This window comes from Paenibacillus sp. FSL H8-0317 (assembly GCF_045040685.1).
Classification (GTDB): domain Bacteria; phylum Bacillota; class Bacilli; order Paenibacillales; family Paenibacillaceae; genus Paenibacillus.
The window spans coordinates 3371718-3386303 of sequence record NZ_CP150294.1 but is presented as its reverse complement, the minus strand read 5'-3'; the positions used below and the strand labels follow the sequence as shown (position 1 = coordinate 3386303).

15 protein-coding genes are annotated in these 14586 nt (G+C 44.8%); 3 read left to right on the top strand and 12 right to left on the bottom strand.

Annotated features, from left to right (window positions below):
• Nucleotides 1-113 precede the first annotated feature (113 nt).
• The 4 genes from MHB43_RS15195 to MHB43_RS15180 form a co-directional block, all read right to left on the bottom strand.
• Entirely contained in the window at nt 114-908 is a 795-nt protein-coding gene (locus MHB43_RS15195; RefSeq protein ID WP_405132254.1) for an SDR family NAD(P)-dependent oxidoreductase, read from the bottom strand.
• Between the two features lie 130 nt (nt 909-1038).
• Entirely contained in the window at nt 1039-2037 is a 999-nt protein-coding gene (locus MHB43_RS15190) for a helix-turn-helix domain-containing protein (RefSeq protein ID WP_405132253.1), read from the bottom strand.
• Between the two features lie 192 nt (nt 2038-2229).
• Nucleotides 2230-2802 (bottom strand): triacylglycerol lipase, encoded by a 573-nt coding sequence (locus tag MHB43_RS15185; RefSeq protein ID WP_223869139.1) that lies wholly within the window; start codon nt 2800-2802, stop codon nt 2230-2232.
• Nucleotides 2803-2988: 186 nt separating this feature from the next.
• Nucleotides 2989-3297 (bottom strand): hypothetical protein, encoded by a 309-nt coding sequence (locus tag MHB43_RS15180; RefSeq protein ID WP_405132252.1) that lies wholly within the window; start codon nt 3295-3297, stop codon nt 2989-2991.
• Nucleotides 3298-3460: 163 nt separating this feature from the next.
• Here MHB43_RS15180 and MHB43_RS15175 point away from each other — a divergent pair, with 163 nt between their 5' ends.
• On the top strand, nt 3461-4693 hold the full coding sequence (locus tag MHB43_RS15175) for a GAF domain-containing sensor histidine kinase (RefSeq protein WP_405132251.1): 1233 nt from the start codon (nt 3461-3463) through the stop codon (nt 4691-4693).
• A gap of 42 nt (nt 4694-4735) precedes the next feature.
• Nucleotides 4736-5164, top strand: coding sequence for a hypothetical protein (locus MHB43_RS15170; protein WP_397376242.1), 429 nt, complete (start codon nt 4736-4738; stop codon nt 5162-5164).
• An 80-nt stretch (nt 5165-5244) separates the two neighbouring features.
• Here MHB43_RS15170 and MHB43_RS15165 read toward each other — a convergent pair whose 3' ends face one another.
• Together MHB43_RS15165 and MHB43_RS15160 are read right to left on the bottom strand one after the other, a co-directional pair.
• Nucleotides 5245-6477, bottom strand: a complete 1233-nt coding sequence (locus MHB43_RS15165) for a sialidase family protein (RefSeq protein WP_221819425.1) — start codon at nt 6475-6477, stop codon at nt 5245-5247.
• Between the two features lie 18 nt (nt 6478-6495).
• The gene (locus tag MHB43_RS15160; protein ID WP_221819426.1) at nt 6496-6864 is read right to left on the bottom strand and encodes a hypothetical protein; all 369 of its coding nucleotides are present in this window, start codon (nt 6862-6864) and stop codon (nt 6496-6498) included.
• 173 nt (nt 6865-7037) lie between these two features.
• Between MHB43_RS15160 and MHB43_RS15155 the strand changes: the two genes are divergently transcribed.
• The gene (locus MHB43_RS15155) at nt 7038-8312 is read left to right on the top strand and encodes a stalk domain-containing protein (protein WP_339184919.1); all 1275 of its coding nucleotides are present in this window, start codon (nt 7038-7040) and stop codon (nt 8310-8312) included.
• Between the two features lie 86 nt (nt 8313-8398).
• Here the strand turns inward: MHB43_RS15155 and MHB43_RS15150 are convergent, their stop codons facing one another.
• From MHB43_RS15150 to MHB43_RS15125, 6 genes are all read right to left on the bottom strand, one after another.
• Entirely contained in the window at nt 8399-8617 is a 219-nt protein-coding gene (locus tag MHB43_RS15150; protein WP_339184917.1) for a hypothetical protein, read from the bottom strand.
• Between the two features lie 44 nt (nt 8618-8661).
• The gene (locus tag MHB43_RS15145; protein ID WP_405132250.1) at nt 8662-9837 is read right to left on the bottom strand and encodes a Ger(x)C family spore germination protein; all 1176 of its coding nucleotides are present in this window, start codon (nt 9835-9837) and stop codon (nt 8662-8664) included.
• Between the two features lie 19 nt (nt 9838-9856).
• Nucleotides 9857-10972 carry an endospore germination permease gene (locus MHB43_RS15140; RefSeq protein ID WP_405132249.1) on the bottom strand — a complete coding sequence of 372 codons (1116 nt, stop codon included), beginning with the start codon at nt 10970-10972 and terminating at the stop codon, nt 9857-9859.
• Nucleotides 10973-11011: 39 nt separating this feature from the next.
• Complete coding sequence (locus MHB43_RS15135) at nt 11012-12421, bottom strand: spore germination protein (protein WP_237175487.1); 1410 nt, start codon at nt 12419-12421, stop codon at nt 11012-11014.
• A 199-nt stretch (nt 12422-12620) separates the two neighbouring features.
• A complete protein-coding gene (locus MHB43_RS15130) occupies nt 12621-13502 on the bottom strand; it encodes a carbohydrate ABC transporter permease (RefSeq protein WP_083684212.1) in 882 nt (293 codons plus the stop codon).
• 14 nt (nt 13503-13516) lie between these two features.
• Complete coding sequence (locus MHB43_RS15125; protein WP_405132248.1) at nt 13517-14407, bottom strand: carbohydrate ABC transporter permease; 891 nt, start codon at nt 14405-14407, stop codon at nt 13517-13519.
• Nucleotides 14408-14586 lie beyond the last annotated feature (179 nt).

Below are 14586 nucleotides of genomic sequence, written 5' to 3'. Positions count from 1 at the left end.
AAACATACCTGTATTATAAACTTGATTGACGCCCTCGCATAGATCATTTACAAATAAAAAAGCCGCCAATGCTGGCGACATCTTATGGATACTATCCTGTATCCTGAACAATTTTAAAATATGGTGGGAACCATGCCCCCGTCCATCCGGATGGGAGAGCCTCTGAAGGCTGAAGCATATGGGCTGCATACAAATGCAGCGAGTCTGCCTATTTCACTTGGCTTGATGAATCGCTGTAATTCGGACTGTGGCAGATTACTCTTCATAAAATCTTTCTCTTTTTCCTCGAAAGTCAACGTCACATCAGGGTATATGCCCTCAATGATTTCTTGTACATTTTCGGAAAGTGTCGGCCCTGGCAGGATCGTATTGATCGTAACCTCGGTCCCTGCTGTCAGTTTGGACAAACTTTTGGATAATGACAGCAGCATTGACTTGGTCATGCAATACTGGGGCATCTGGCCTGAAGGCATAAGGGCTTCTTCACTTGCGATGAAAATAATACGCCCGTCATTGTTCTTCACCATTTTAGGTAAATAAAATTGAGACAAGCCATTGGCAGCAAGTACATTAGTACGGAAATATTTCTCCCACACTTCATCATTTATGTCTTCATAACTCATGATTTCATATATCCCCATGTTATTGATTAATATATCAACTTCAGGAAATTTCTCGAATAAAGCTTGGCGTTGCGCCAGATCCACAAGATCAGCGGTAGCCTTTTGCGGAGAGGTCTTTGGAAAAGTGGACTTGATTTCAAGAACTGTTCGTTCCACCTCTTCATCATTACGTCCATTAATGAGAACATTTACTCCTTCTCGGGCGAGTTCTATAGCAATCGCTTTACCGATCCCTTTTGTTGATCCTGTAACTAAAGCTGTTTTCTCTTTTAGTCCCATATCCATCCTGCATTTCTCCTTCATGATTACAACTATCCGGCAGCTGTTTCTTGACCATTGCCGACAGCTTCATACACCGGATAGATATAATATTAAGCAGTCTGAAGAGTCTAGTAACTAGCACTTTGCGCCAGAATTATTGCCTTACACGCCAATTGGAAGGTGTATCCCCTTCCCAGGTCTTGAAAGCACGATAGAACGAATTCTGATCTTCATATCCAACCAGAAATGCCACTTCTTTGATATCGAGCGAAGGATCTGCAAGGTACGCTCGGGCCTGCTCACGTCTGGCCTCCGTTAATAATTGCTTGAAGTTTGTGTTCTCCTCCGTCAGTCGCCGCTGCAAGCTGCGCTCACTCATGCGAAGCTCTTTGGCGACCGTCTGGATGTCAGGGCGCTTTCCTGTGAGGCTGCGTTTCATAATCCATTTGACCACTTCAGTAACGGAACGATTGCTCTCTTGTTCGTCCAGCGACCGATCCAGAGCCGGGGTCAGAATCTCCAGTAACTCCTCGTTATACGATAGAAATGGAAGACTCAGATCTTTCCGTTCCAGCGTCAGCCGATTATAGTTGGAATTTGTATCGACTCGGCAGCCGAAGTAAGCCTCAAGGGTTGCTACGTCACCCATCGGTTGGGAGAACTCAACCCGTTTTGCAGTCAAAGGTTGTCCTGTACCCCTCCGTCCAAGTTCGATCAGAAATGCCAGCGTAATACCCACCAGTAATGGCGGACCTTGTTGCTCCTTACGTAACCATTCGAGTTCAATGAACAATTCCTCACCTGCTTCGGTAATCTGCAAACTCTCGGGAGGACACATTTGCTTGTAACGCACCATGCGATTCAACGCATCACGATAATCACGAGCATGGTACATCGCCAGTACAGGCGGAGGATACTTCGATATTTCATATCCGGTTGCAAGTTTGATGATTCCTTCAGCGGTGTCCCCATTGAGATCAGAGTAGGCCTGCCAGATTGCGAAGTATTGAGATTGGGTCACTACAGGTTTATTTATTGTCTCAAGAGATAGTTGTGCTGTGCGAGCGATGTCGTCGGCACCAATCCCTAATTGATGTAATCCAGCCCAAAAGCCTGGATGAACTTTAATTCGATCATTCGGTTGAAGTTGCATGTATACATACTCCTTTAACTTGTTCTATTTTTATTCTGATTTCTAATTATAGAATGGATGTACCTATTTTTGAATCTTATCTCAGCGAGCCATTTCCGGATAATACGCAAACACGACTGCCCATGAATGGTCAGTCGTGTTCAAGTCAATCATTCACTATATTATGAAAGAATGCACATTTTGTATGTTCAGCTACTCATTCAATGCAGTTTTGATCAGGGCATTCACCCGTGAGTTAAACAGCAGACCGATATGGGATACGAGGGAAACCGAAACGTTGTTCGCCCCGTTCAACCGGGAAAGTACCGGGGACACAATCGTGTCACTGGTGGAATAGATCGAAGTCACCTTTATTCCACTCGGAGCTGTCGTTGTGGTCAATCGATTAGCCCCGCCAAGGGTAATCAACTTATCCACTTTGGAAGCGCCTCCACGGTTAAGTATGTAATAGAGACTATTAGCTCCACCCATGCTATGAGCTATAATATTGACTTTTGTATGACCCGTTTCGCGCAGAACATCATCTACGAATCGACTAATTGCTGCGGAGTTCAACAGCTGGTTTCCTTGTTTGCTAGGAAGGTCAATCGCAAATAATTCGTCTCTTGTCCACCCTTGGCTACGTAAATAACTCTCAATTGCTGTAAAATTGCTATCTGAACCAGTCAATCCATGTACCAATACAATGGGTGTACGTGCCGTAGCCGCAGAAGCCTTTGAACTCGATCCTATTCCAGTTATTGATAAGGCAAGGATCATACTCATGAATACAACAAGTATTAATTTGGTCTTTTTCACTTCATTACCCTCCTGTAAAATGTTTTATATTCCATATATTACAATCTAACATATGGAATATAAATGAACCTTTAGTCTCATTTTTACAGGAGTGTCTAAAGCAGACTACAACCAACATGGTTACGCTATTATCAAACTCTAGTTCTGTACTTCTTATCCTTCAACGATATCTGCACGTAGATCCGTTGCAATCTCAATCATTTTGGGAACAATAGCTTCGTTAGAAATAGCTACATACAGATCCCCCATGTACAAACGAAAAGCAATCTGTGCACCCTCAAGGTCCCACATAAAAAAGTCCCCCTCGATGGTCATGGTGCTCTCAGCTCCTACAATGTTAAGAACCGGTGAATAGGTAAAATCGGGTTGGGATTCGAAGTAGAGTTTGCACTCTTCCAGCGAGATGAATTGTTCCGCATTACTTTCTTGCATGGTTCGGGTAATTCGAAAACGCTGATTCATTGATTTGCCTCCAAAACTTTATTAATATATACATGTTCCACAGCATTATATTTTCTCATTTCCGTCTTCCACTGTCAAAACCAACCATGCTCTATTCTTTCAATTCATATATACTGAATACAGTGCACAACGAATTTCTACAATCAGGAGGAGTCAAATCAATATGTTGAAAACAGAATTCATTGATGTACTATCCATTGTCTCACATAAATTATATGATTCGGCTGCTAACGTCATGGACACGGCAAGCAGGTTAATTCCTGCAAATACGTTTTGTATTGCCCAGTTGGATCATCTATCTACCAAAGTTCTGAACGTATATAATCGTGACAAACTAATTCTGGGTGAGGGGCTGGTCGTTGATAACGCCGAGTCATACTGTGCACTTGTGACTGAACATTCCCAAGGCCCGTTAGTAATCAATAATAATCTAACCCATCCACTAACCAGACATATGGACGCAACCGAATTCGTAGGTGGATGCTCATTTGTCGGTGTGCCCATACATAATGAGAACGGAGAAATTTACGGCTCCCTCTGCTCATTTGATCAGGATTTCTATTCCTATCAACAAAAGGACGTGGATCTGCTTCTGGCCTTGTCTTCATTTTTCACGAGTCTTCTTGAGATGGAAACAACTCTGCAACAGTTAAAACAGGCGGAAGAGACCGCTGCAAAAGTGCTTGAAGAAAAGAAAAATTTGCTGGCCGTTCTCAGTCATGAAATCCGGACGCCAATGAATGGTGTTCTTGCAATGGCCAATCTGTTGCAATCGACCAGGCTGAGTGAGGATCAATCGTTATATGTTAATGTCATTGAGTCAAGTGGCGCCAGCCTTCTGTCGATGATGGATCAAATTCTGGACTACTCCAAAGCAGAAGCTGGTGCGATCTCTCTCGAGATCAAATCTTATAGTGTCACTGAAACAGTTGAACATGTATTACAATTATTCTCTTCTGAAGCACAGAAAAAAGGAATTAGGTTGTACGCAGAATACAATATTACTGATCATCTGATGCTTATGGGTGATCAGCACAAAGTTCGTCAGATTCTAATCAATCTCGTTGGGAATGCGCTTAAATTCACTGAAAAAGGGGAAGTATGCATCTCTACTGAGGTATCTGCTGATACAAAAGGTACTCTCCATGCATCCTACGAGATAAGAGATACGGGCATCGGTATCCCGCAGGATCTTCAGGATCTGTTGTTCAAATCCTATTCCCAGATTCATGGTAATTCAGGAAAGTATGGCGGAGCGGGGCTGGGCTTGTCCATCTGTAAACAACTCGCTGAATTAATGGGTGGCGTTGTATGGCTTAAAGAGTCCAGTCCTACGGGCAGTCGGTTTGTCTTTAATATCTCCAGCGCTGCACCCTCCGTCCATGCGAAAATCTGAATGATGAATATATTATTCTATCTGAACGGATAGGAGGTATATATGTTGACACAATTTCTGGATGCAAGATCATCGCAAAATGCTGCGTTGTTTAATTCTATTTCCATACCGATTCCAGTGATTAACACGCCTCAGTTATTCGGCCAGATTGGTCTGCAGACTGCCGGAGCGGGACCCAACCTAAGAGTCTCCCTAAAAGGAACCATAACGGTACAATTACCACTTGCCCTATTTCAAGTGAGGATTATTATTGTAAGAGGTACAGTTGCAACCGATCCGATTGTTTACTCCGGAAACTACACGTACGGTCTGAACGGTCTGCTTAACCCTGAAGTGATCGTTTTCTCTGCCAATGACTTTAACACACCGATCGTGCCACAATTAACCTACAGCGCATTTATCAGTACCAACCTGCTCGGAACGGTTCGAGTTGGCCCAGAGAGTTTCGACGGATTTGTCGTTTCGGATTAAAATGAACACCTCCACCCCCATACTCTTAATCTGTTTGTTCATAAAGATTAAGGTGTGGGGGTGTTCCAGTTTACATTGAATCAGTTACCAAAATAAACATCCAGCTTACCCGTGGGCGGCGTTGTGGCCATCCACACTGCTGCGAGATTATCCGGACTAACTGTAGCCGCAGTAATATAATCTCCAATGAGTACTGTGGGCATCGGAGAGTTGCCGTTTGGATTAAAAGATGTAGTTGTGATACGTCGATTGGAGAAGCTGGTCCCGCCATCAAATGATTCCGCAACAAAAACGTCCAGCAGGAATCCGTCAATTCGATTGGAGTAATAAATAACCCTGATCGTCCCTGCAAAAGGTGATACGGTTATCGACGGGAAAAAATTCTGTGTACCCGGTGGCGCGCCTGTGATACTGATGGGGTCTGACCATAAAAGGCCATCCGGAGATTCACAGAGTAAAACATCGGTATATCCGGCACGTGCATCATTCCAAACGGCATACACAGTTCCACTGTTAGGTCCAACGGAAATATCTGCTCCCAGACTTAGGTTGGTCTGCACTCGAAAAGCATAATTTGGCACAGGTAAAGGCGAAGGTGCCGGTACTACGGATGAAATAAACGTTGCCTGTCTTTCCAGAAGAGGTTGATAGGTAATGCCCCCATCGTACGAAATACGTAATAAAGCGGACGGACTGGCAGGACCCGTAATGATATATCCTGCATAGACTTGACCCGAGAATCCAACAGCCAACGCTGCCCGGTCATGAATTCCTCGCGGATTCGACTGTCGGTCAGGTGGCTCCCAGGTTATCCCCTGAGTGAGCGATCTTTGCGTAAATATAGCGGAAGATGCGGTAGCAAGCGGAGTATATCCGACATATGCATGGCCTCGATAAGGGCTACCTGGAGAACGATCAACAGCTATTAAAGGCTCATCATTATGAACAATAGTACCAAACCCCGCTTGGACGATAACCGGTGGCTGCCACGTAAGTCCATCATCAAAAGAAGTATAACTCGCAATCGTCCCATCATTGATCCCGTTAAACAAATGTACGGTAACGATAAAGGTATTCGGAAACGTATAGTCTATCGTAGGCGCCTCTGCTCCTGCATACCCTGCCGGTTGAGGAAGCACAGTGGTGGTCCAGGTACTGCCTCCATTAATGGAACGATAGAAACCAGTCAATGTTGGCCCGGTACTGGTATCCACAGCTACCACGCACATAATATTCGGGTTCAGCGTATTAACTGCAATTGAGGGTTCGAATTGACTGCCTGCCAAAGCCCCGGTAATATTCACAACTACCATCTGCTCACCTCGATTCCTTTAAGGGATATTTGTGAACCGGTCAATTAATGTCATCTCCGATTGAAGTACACGTTGGATGATCTGACCTGTAGAATTAACACCGTATACATGAATGATCGTACTTGTAGCACTAAAATAATCGCTTTGCACCTCGTAAAAAGCAGCATTGATCAATGGATAGATTAAGCTTCGGGTCGCTTGAGGTAGTAATTCAAACAGATCATGACCTATAGGTATGCGCGCAGTTTGAGTGGTGTCCCATCTGAAAATTTCCAACTCAATACTGACTGGAGCATTAAGGGAATCATTAATGCACGTTACAATGAGTTGAGTGGATTGGGTTTCACCCGATGTTGGATTGTAAATAAAACCCGTAGAGTTTGGCAAAAAGCACACTCCTTCCGCAATATATAGTAAAGTATATTCGTTTTTCTGCTACCGTTATGACTAGGATCTCAATTGAATATTGGATCTACTTGCAAATTTTGTTATGCTAGATTACTAGATTACTGTTCATAACAAAATTCTACTATCATGTTCGGAGTTGGAGGACACAAATCATGCTTATTAAACGTGTAGGAAAAATCGCCGCGGTTACTGTAATTGCTCTCTCTATCCTTGGAAGTACACCCAATATCGGTGGAGCCTATGCTGCCCCAGCCATTTCAGTACACTTGGATGATGTTCCCCTGAAGTTTGATGCAGCTCCACGAGTTGATAAAGGTGTCACTTACGTCCCGTTTCGGACGGTCGGGGAAGCCCTAGGTATCGATATTACCTGGAACAGCAGATCACAGACTGTAAAAGCAACGAACACTGTGAAAGGACAAACTACTGAGGTACTATTACAAGTTGGCAGCACCACAGCGACCGTAAATGGAAAAAAAGTTACACTTGCTGCAGCACCCGTTCAGCGCGAAGGACGCGTGCTTATTCCACTCAGTTCTTTTAGTAATCAATTCGGTGTAAGTGCAAGCTGGAATCAGGCAACCAAGACGGTCTCCCTTATCTCCCCACAACGCGAGATGCACCTGAGAGCCTTCTATGCATTGCAATCCTTTCAAGAAAAGGACCTTATTACTTCCATGAATTCCGTGGCCTTTGGCTGGAGCCGCATTGATCGTGAAGGTCAGTTCACGCTCCAAGGGGATGAGTACCGTCTCCCTGCTGCTGCGGGTGATGTTACACCGCAGTCTATCGTTGCTGACGCAGCAGATCAACAGATCCAACCACAGCTCATGGTGTATGCATTGGATGGAAACGGCGAACTGACCAAAGTTCTGAGCGACAGCAGTCTGCGGCAGAAATCGATTGAAGGTATAACTGCTGCTGTAGCAGAGCATGGTTTTGGCGGAGTTGTTCTGGATTTTGAAGGACTGGGCTTCAAACTGGATGCGGTAGAACAACAGAGGCTGCTCAATGCTTACGTGAAGCAATTAAGAAGCTCCTTGCCCCTCGACACAGCTTTATCTCTGGCGGTACCGCCGCTAAATAGTGCTTATAAAGGGTATGATTACAAAACACTTGCCTCCATCGCAGATGATCTGATCATTATGGCCTATCAGTATAATCCGGTTGGCACCAAATCTCAGGTACCTGAGCCAAATAGTCTTGTGGATCAGGCGATCCAATTAGCCATACAGGCCGGTGTCCCAAAGAACAAGCTTTTGCTCGGAATCAGTCTAAGCAGTGAAACGCCGTCCTCTGTTGATGATAAGCTCGGTCTCGCCAAACGTTATAACCTCAAAGGAGCCGCGTTCTGGCGTCTGGGTCTGTTCCGTTCCTACAATACGAAAATGGAAGATGCCGTGAATGCTTCTGTGATCAAAGAGTAAACATTCTGACTGGATACAGCTCACTTAAATAAAAGAATGACCACGCCTCTGGTACTCAGAGACTTGGTCATTCTTTCTCCATCATTTCACTTCATAAATTTATCCACACTTCCAAATAAAAACTTCACAATCTGGGTAGGACCAGGCAAACGGGGCTGAAAGAGAAGAATGATCCCAATTACTGCCGCCACTGCAGTAATTCCCGCGCTTACTATTCTGGCTCGCTTCTCTTTGCTGCTCTTCCACTCTCCATACACTATCGCAGTCGCCAGCATCAAAATCCCAAGGATTGAGCCTAGTTTCATGCAATCACCTCTATTCTCAGGCTTGTAACAGGAGCCATTTGTGTTCAACTTTCGTCCTCATCAGGTATCCCCTGTGGTCCTGTTGATTTTCCGGTACGTTCTACGTGTGCATCTACGTTGACTTCCACGTCCAATTCAGGATAAATGGTTTCCCAGTTCTTCTCCTGCGCCTTCCATTGGTGCGGATAATATCTGCGGAATTCAACTGCGAATTTAAAGAAATCGGAGCGCAGCTCTTTCTGAGACATGGCTAAAGCATCATGAGCCAAAGATGTGAGCTTAGCCGACCATTCCTTTTCCAGTTTAGTTAGTACAGCGGGATCAGTCAGATTGGCATCCGTCGTATTTAACACCACTTCTCCCCTGGTTTGGATGTCGACCTTCATACTCCACTGTTGGTTTACAATTCGCGGCTTCAAGGAGGTTTTATTTTCAAGGAGTCTTATCGAGAAAGAACCCTCTAACGGCTCAAACTCAACGGGCATGATAATGTTGTTCAGTTCTTTTGCAAGTAGTAATACACCTACGCTTAGTGGTTCTTTGATCGTCTTGACATAGCGATCCTTCTTATACATACTCAGGCCTTTCACATATGGCGTTGTCGTCAGTTTATCCTGATCGGGCTCCGGAGGTAAGATTAACATGCGAGACAAAATAGCGGAACAGCTCGGACCTTCAATAGATTTAGCCAGTTCAAGGGCAGTGACACGTGTACCTAACTTCAGATTGGCCATCTCACGTAGCGATTCAGCAGAACTTCGCTCCAGTGGATCAAGTAACGCAAGGATATCTTTCGCTGCCTTTTCGCTGGAAAAGACATATGCATGCTCCCTGAACTGAGGGTAACGCAGGAAAAAATCGATATACTCGCGGATACCGCGTTTGCCAGCTTGCTCACTAATGATGATGACTTCGCAGTGGCCCCAGAACATATTTCGTGGAACTTTACGTTGTAACCGATTCAATGCCTCGGCAATTGTACGTCCTTCCGCTGTTCGAATCATTGTTACCCCGCTTGGACTGCCTCCACTCCCACTGCTATCTCCTGCACTCGCCTTTCGCGGAATGAAAATCTGTGAAGTCAACTGTACTTTGCCATCTTCATAATCTATACCAGTAGCCAGCACGATAGCCAAATCGTTAATCTCGATACGATCCCAACATCCACTTAAAAGCACACAACACAATATTGGCATTAGTAGTACTCTAAATATTCGCAAGTGCTCCTCCCCCCATCAATCAGGTGTTCGCTCGATTCTTCCGAAAATGTGCCCACCCTTTCTTCAGCCATGCAACACCATAGATCATAGCCGGAAGGATTAATAAAATACTGATCGTATACAAATTGGCTGAAGCACTAACCAAACTGGAAACACCAGATCCACCGGACACAACCCAGTAAGCAAATACCATGCACAGAAACGAAAGTGGACCAACCACAGGTTTGTAGTCCCGCAAACCAAACCATTCCGCGGTTGATGTAGCAAAGATATATAGAAAAACGGAAATTTTAACGAAAATACCGAAAATCCAGATGGCAATAATAAGGGATTCGATATGCTGCAGAAAGTCTGCAATGGTTATGTATCTTGCTGCGATCATGACTGGAAATACAAATGTATCCGTCAAATCACCAATTAAAAACAGGCAAAACAGATTGGTAACTGTCATTGCAGTTGTTGTAAATACAAGGGAACCCAGCATGACCCGGGTTATTCGTTTTTTTTCATTCACATAAGGTAGCAGAAAAGCCAACACAATATACTCACTAAACCATGCAGCAGGTGCAGCAGCCCCGGTAATAATGGGAATTGGACCTTTCTCCATAAAAGGAAACAGCTCGGCAGGATTCAATTCACCAATCAACAATATAAAGATCAAAGCCAGCAGCACGATCAGCAGGGTAACAAACACCTGAGAGGTTCGTCCGACAACTTCAATTCCGAGTCTAACATTAATCGCACATACAACAACCATCGTACCCATCACAACAAACAAAGGTGTACGCGGAAGTGCATTATTGACAATGAATTCACCGTATTCCCGAATAATCAAGCCCGTCAGGTGGGGCAAGAAAGCGATATAGATCAGACCGAATAACTTGCCCGGAATCCGACCGACGATCAATACACTGGATTGAATGAGCGTTTTTCCTGGGTACAGACGATCAAGTCCAACGGAAATACCAATAGTAGCCAAACCAACGATAGAACCTATGATTGGAGTCATCCACATGTCATGTCCCGCATAGTGCATTGTAATTCCAGGCACAGATAAGATAGCCGTCGCGATAATGGCGGGAAAGACCATAAATGCCAATTGAGTCACCGATATTTTCCCTTTGTCCGTCAACATATGTAATCCCGCTCCCTGTTTGCTCGAATGTAGATTGTTCTAGTGTGGTTTGTTCCTTGGGGATGGACGCCACCATACATCCTTAAGTTCCTTAGCCATCGTAGGTGCTACCGGTGAGAGATAAGGTGTTCCAAATGAACGAAGACTGCTTAGATGAATGACAACCAAGATGACTCCCAGCATGACACCCGTGAGGCCCAGCGTTCCTGCCAGAAACATCATGGGAAAACGTAGCAGACGGGTCGCGATGCTGGCAGCATAGCGAGGGATCATGAAAGAAGCGATACCAGTAATCGCGACAATGATAATCATGGGGGCTGAGACAATTCCGGCACTCGTCGCCGCTTGCCCAATAATTAAGGCTCCCACGATACTGACCGCTGATCCGACCTGCTTTGGCAATCGGACGCCAGCCTCACGCAATGCTTCAAAGGCGATTTCCATAATGAGCGCTTCCACCAGTGCGGGAAAAGGGATCTCTTCTCTCGCCCGAGCAATACTGAGAAGCAATACGGTAGGAATCATCTCCTGATGAAACGTCGTAATCGCTACATAAGCCGATGGAAGCAGCATGGATAAAACAAAAAAAATGTATCGCAGCCAGCGTACAAAAACACTCATGAACACATTTTGATAATAATCTTCAGGGGATTGTAACATGGAAAAAATGGTTACTGGCGCGATAAGGGTAAACGGCGTTCCGTCAACGAGAATAGCAAACCGACCTTCCAGCAAGTTGGAAACAACGACATCCGGACGCTCCGTCGCAATCATCTGTGGAAATGGTGAATATCGCTCATCGACAATCCCTTCTTCAATGTATTGACTCTCCAGTACGTCTTGGAGCTTTAAATCGGCAAGTCGTGTCTGCACTTCCTTAACAAGTTTGGGGTCAATAATCCCCTCCATGTATACAAGTGAAATACTGGTGTTTGTACGTTCTCCCATGTTACGTGTATGAATCTTCAATGCAGGTGTCTTGAGGCGTTTGCGCAGTAAAGACATATTCATGGTCAACGACTCTGTGAACCCATCCCGTGCACCACGCACGGTCGATTCAGCTAACGGTTCCTCCGTTGAACGATTTGCAGCTTGGTATAGTGGGTATGTTGTTCCGCCTATCGAACCGTCCAGCAGTAACAGAGCTTCTCCTTCTAATATGGCCTGTACTGCCTGAGTAGTCGTTTCAACATGCTTAACTGAAGCTAGAGGAACTTGCGCAGCTTCGATCCCTGTTTCCTGAAGGGGCGTTAGTACCTGGCGTTCCAGCCGCTCCGTATCGCATACACCAACACAATATACGCATAATGCTGATGTAAGACACGCGGTTTGGAATGTATGAAATACAACGTCCGAGCAACCCGCAAAAACGGAGCGTAACATTTCTTGATCAATAGCAAGATTTCCGGTTAATGGCAGGTCCTGTTGTGTTATCTCTGATGTGTCCATGACGCCTCCCCTTTCCGTAAACACTCCGTCCAGATATTCTCAGTTAAAGGTATCCTTTACTTATCAGATGGGATATATACGCAAAATATAGAATGCCAAAAAAGCCGCCCTCATGAGCGACTCTGATGATATAAAACGTTAATCATTTCTGCGAATTCGTTGATCTTGCTCTTTGCAATTCCCTATTTTCTATTGATCACTATCCTTTCACAGCACCCAAAGCAACACTCCCAATAATCTGTTTGGAAAATATAGAGAATACAATAATAATAGGCAGGATTGAGATCGCTACCCCCAAATACAAGAGTCCATAATCCATCCCATAGTACCCCTGCACTAGCGCAACCAATACTGGGAGCGGATATTTATCCAGGGAGAAAAACAGCACAAGCGGTGTCAGGAAATTATTCCATGATCCGATAAACGTGAATATGCCAAGGGCGGCGATAGCCGGCCCCAGAATAGGCAGTACAATCTGATTGAACGTCCGGAACTCACCGGCACTGTCCACCCGCGCAGATTCAATAATCTCATCCGGGATGCTGCTCTCCATGAACTGCTTGATAAAAAATACATTAAACGCATTAGCCGCAGCAGGCAAAATAATTGCGGCATAACTATCCAGAAGTCCCATCATGCTGAATAGTCGATATACGCCAATCAGAGCCAGTTGACCCGGTACCATCATGGTTGCTAACAGAAACAGGAACAACCCGTTTCGTCCTTTGAATTTAAATTTGGCAAATCCATACGCAGTTAAGGCCCCAATATACAGAGACAATACGGTCGATGTTCCGGCAATAAATATGCTGTTGGCAAACCCACGCCAAATGTTGATTTTGGATACCATGTTCATATAGTTATCAATCAAGAATGATCCGGGAAGAAATGTAAACGTCGAAGCAATCGTTGCATTATTATGTGTGGAATAGATGAGCATCAGATAAAATGGAATAATGCAGAGCACGGCAAGACCTGTCAGCAACAGATAGATGATGATTTTACCTGCCGTCAGGCCCCTTGTATTGGCATATTGCTGAATCGCCGCATTTGGTTGTTCAACTGATTTTGCAGTTTGCATAAGAACTCCCCTCCCTATGAACGGCTCTTCCGCTGGGTCATGATGAAGGATGCAACGGACAACAATATGATGATAATAAACAGGCAAAATGCGATGGCAGCACCGTAACCAAATCGTGTGCTCTGAAATGCTACATTATAGAGATACATAATGCTCGTCATGGCTGCCCGGTCAGGACCGCCATTGCCGTTGGTTAGTGTAAATGGCTGATCGAAAATCTGGATGCCCCCAATAATGGATGTAATCATCTGAAACAGAATAATTGGACGGAGCATCGGCACGATTATATGAATGAAAATATGTTTCTTTTTCGCGCCATCCATCTGGGCAGCCTCCAGCAGAGAAGGGTCAATGCCCTGAAGACCAGCTAGGTAGATGACCATGGAATAGCCGAAGTATTGAAAAAACAAAATGGATGATACAATCAGACGCATAAACCAGGGGTCATTTTTCCAGTTAATTGGATCTTGTATTATGCCGGTCTGCACCAAAAAATGATTCAGTCCGCCAGACTGCCAGTCAAAAATCAGGCTGACAAGCAATCCAAGTGATGCCGCCGTAACGATGTTGGGAAAAAAGTATACGGCTCTGAAAAAGTCCCGTCCTTTGAGCAGCTTATCATTCAAGATAAAAGCCAACACAAGTGAGATTGTGAGCTGTGGAACTACAGATACGCCCCAGATGAATAACGTATTAAACAAGGTTTTGTAGAACAACGGGTCTTGTAATACGGCAACGTAGTTACCGATCCCTACAAAATCGGGTGTCGTGATCCCATCAAAGTTGGTGAAACTGATGTAGAGGGAATATAAAATAGGATACAGCCCAAAAGTGGTGAAAATAATAAAAAACGGAGCAATGAAGTAGTAGCCGTAATGGTCCTTGCGAATCGTTTTGGCAAACATGTTCTATCCCCCCCAGTTATCATCGGATGTGTATATTCATTCGCTTACTTCTAGGGCGTGTCTGAAAACTCCGAAGGAAGCAGATTTTGCCGAATTTTCGTTCCAAGCAAGGAAGTTTTCCGCAGGCGTGCCGGGGCACGTCAAGGGAAAGTGACACAGCATGGGGCGAAAAGGCGGTA

Bases quoted from the DNA above. Each gene is read 5' to 3' on its own strand.
- MHB43_RS15135 (WP_237175487.1), bottom strand. From the start codon at position 12,421: ATGGACACATCAGAGATAACACAACAGGACCTGCCATTAACCGGAAAT.
- MHB43_RS15180 (WP_405132252.1), bottom strand. From the start codon at position 3,297: ATGAATCAGCGTTTTCGAATTACCCGAACCATGCAAGAAAGTAATGCG.
- MHB43_RS15170 (WP_397376242.1), top strand. From the start codon at position 4,736: ATGTTGACACAATTTCTGGATGCAAGATCATCGCAAAATGCTGCGTTG.
- MHB43_RS15150 (WP_339184917.1), bottom strand. From the start codon at position 8,617: ATGAAACTAGGCTCAATCCTTGGGATTTTGATGCTGGCGACTGCGATA.
- MHB43_RS15165 (WP_221819425.1), bottom strand. From the start codon at position 6,477: ATGGTAGTTGTGAATATTACCGGGGCTTTGGCAGGCAGTCAATTCGAA.
- MHB43_RS15130 (WP_083684212.1), bottom strand. From the start codon at position 13,502: ATGCAAACTGCAAAATCAGTTGAACAACCAAATGCGGCGATTCAGCAA.
- MHB43_RS15155 (WP_339184919.1), top strand. From the start codon at position 7,038: ATGCTTATTAAACGTGTAGGAAAAATCGCCGCGGTTACTGTAATTGCT.
- MHB43_RS15185 (WP_223869139.1), bottom strand. From the start codon at position 2,802: ATGAGTATGATCCTTGCCTTATCAATAACTGGAATAGGATCGAGTTCA.
- MHB43_RS15195 (WP_405132254.1), bottom strand. From the start codon at position 908: ATGGATATGGGACTAAAAGAGAAAACAGCTTTAGTTACAGGATCAACA.
- MHB43_RS15175 (WP_405132251.1), top strand. From the start codon at position 3,461: ATGTTGAAAACAGAATTCATTGATGTACTATCCATTGTCTCACATAAA.
- MHB43_RS15190 (WP_405132253.1), bottom strand. From the start codon at position 2,037: ATGCAACTTCAACCGAATGATCGAATTAAAGTTCATCCAGGCTTTTGG.
- MHB43_RS15125 (WP_405132248.1), bottom strand. From the start codon at position 14,407: ATGTTTGCCAAAACGATTCGCAAGGACCATTACGGCTACTACTTCATT.
- MHB43_RS15140 (WP_405132249.1), bottom strand. From the start codon at position 10,972: ATGTTGACGGACAAAGGGAAAATATCGGTGACTCAATTGGCATTTATG.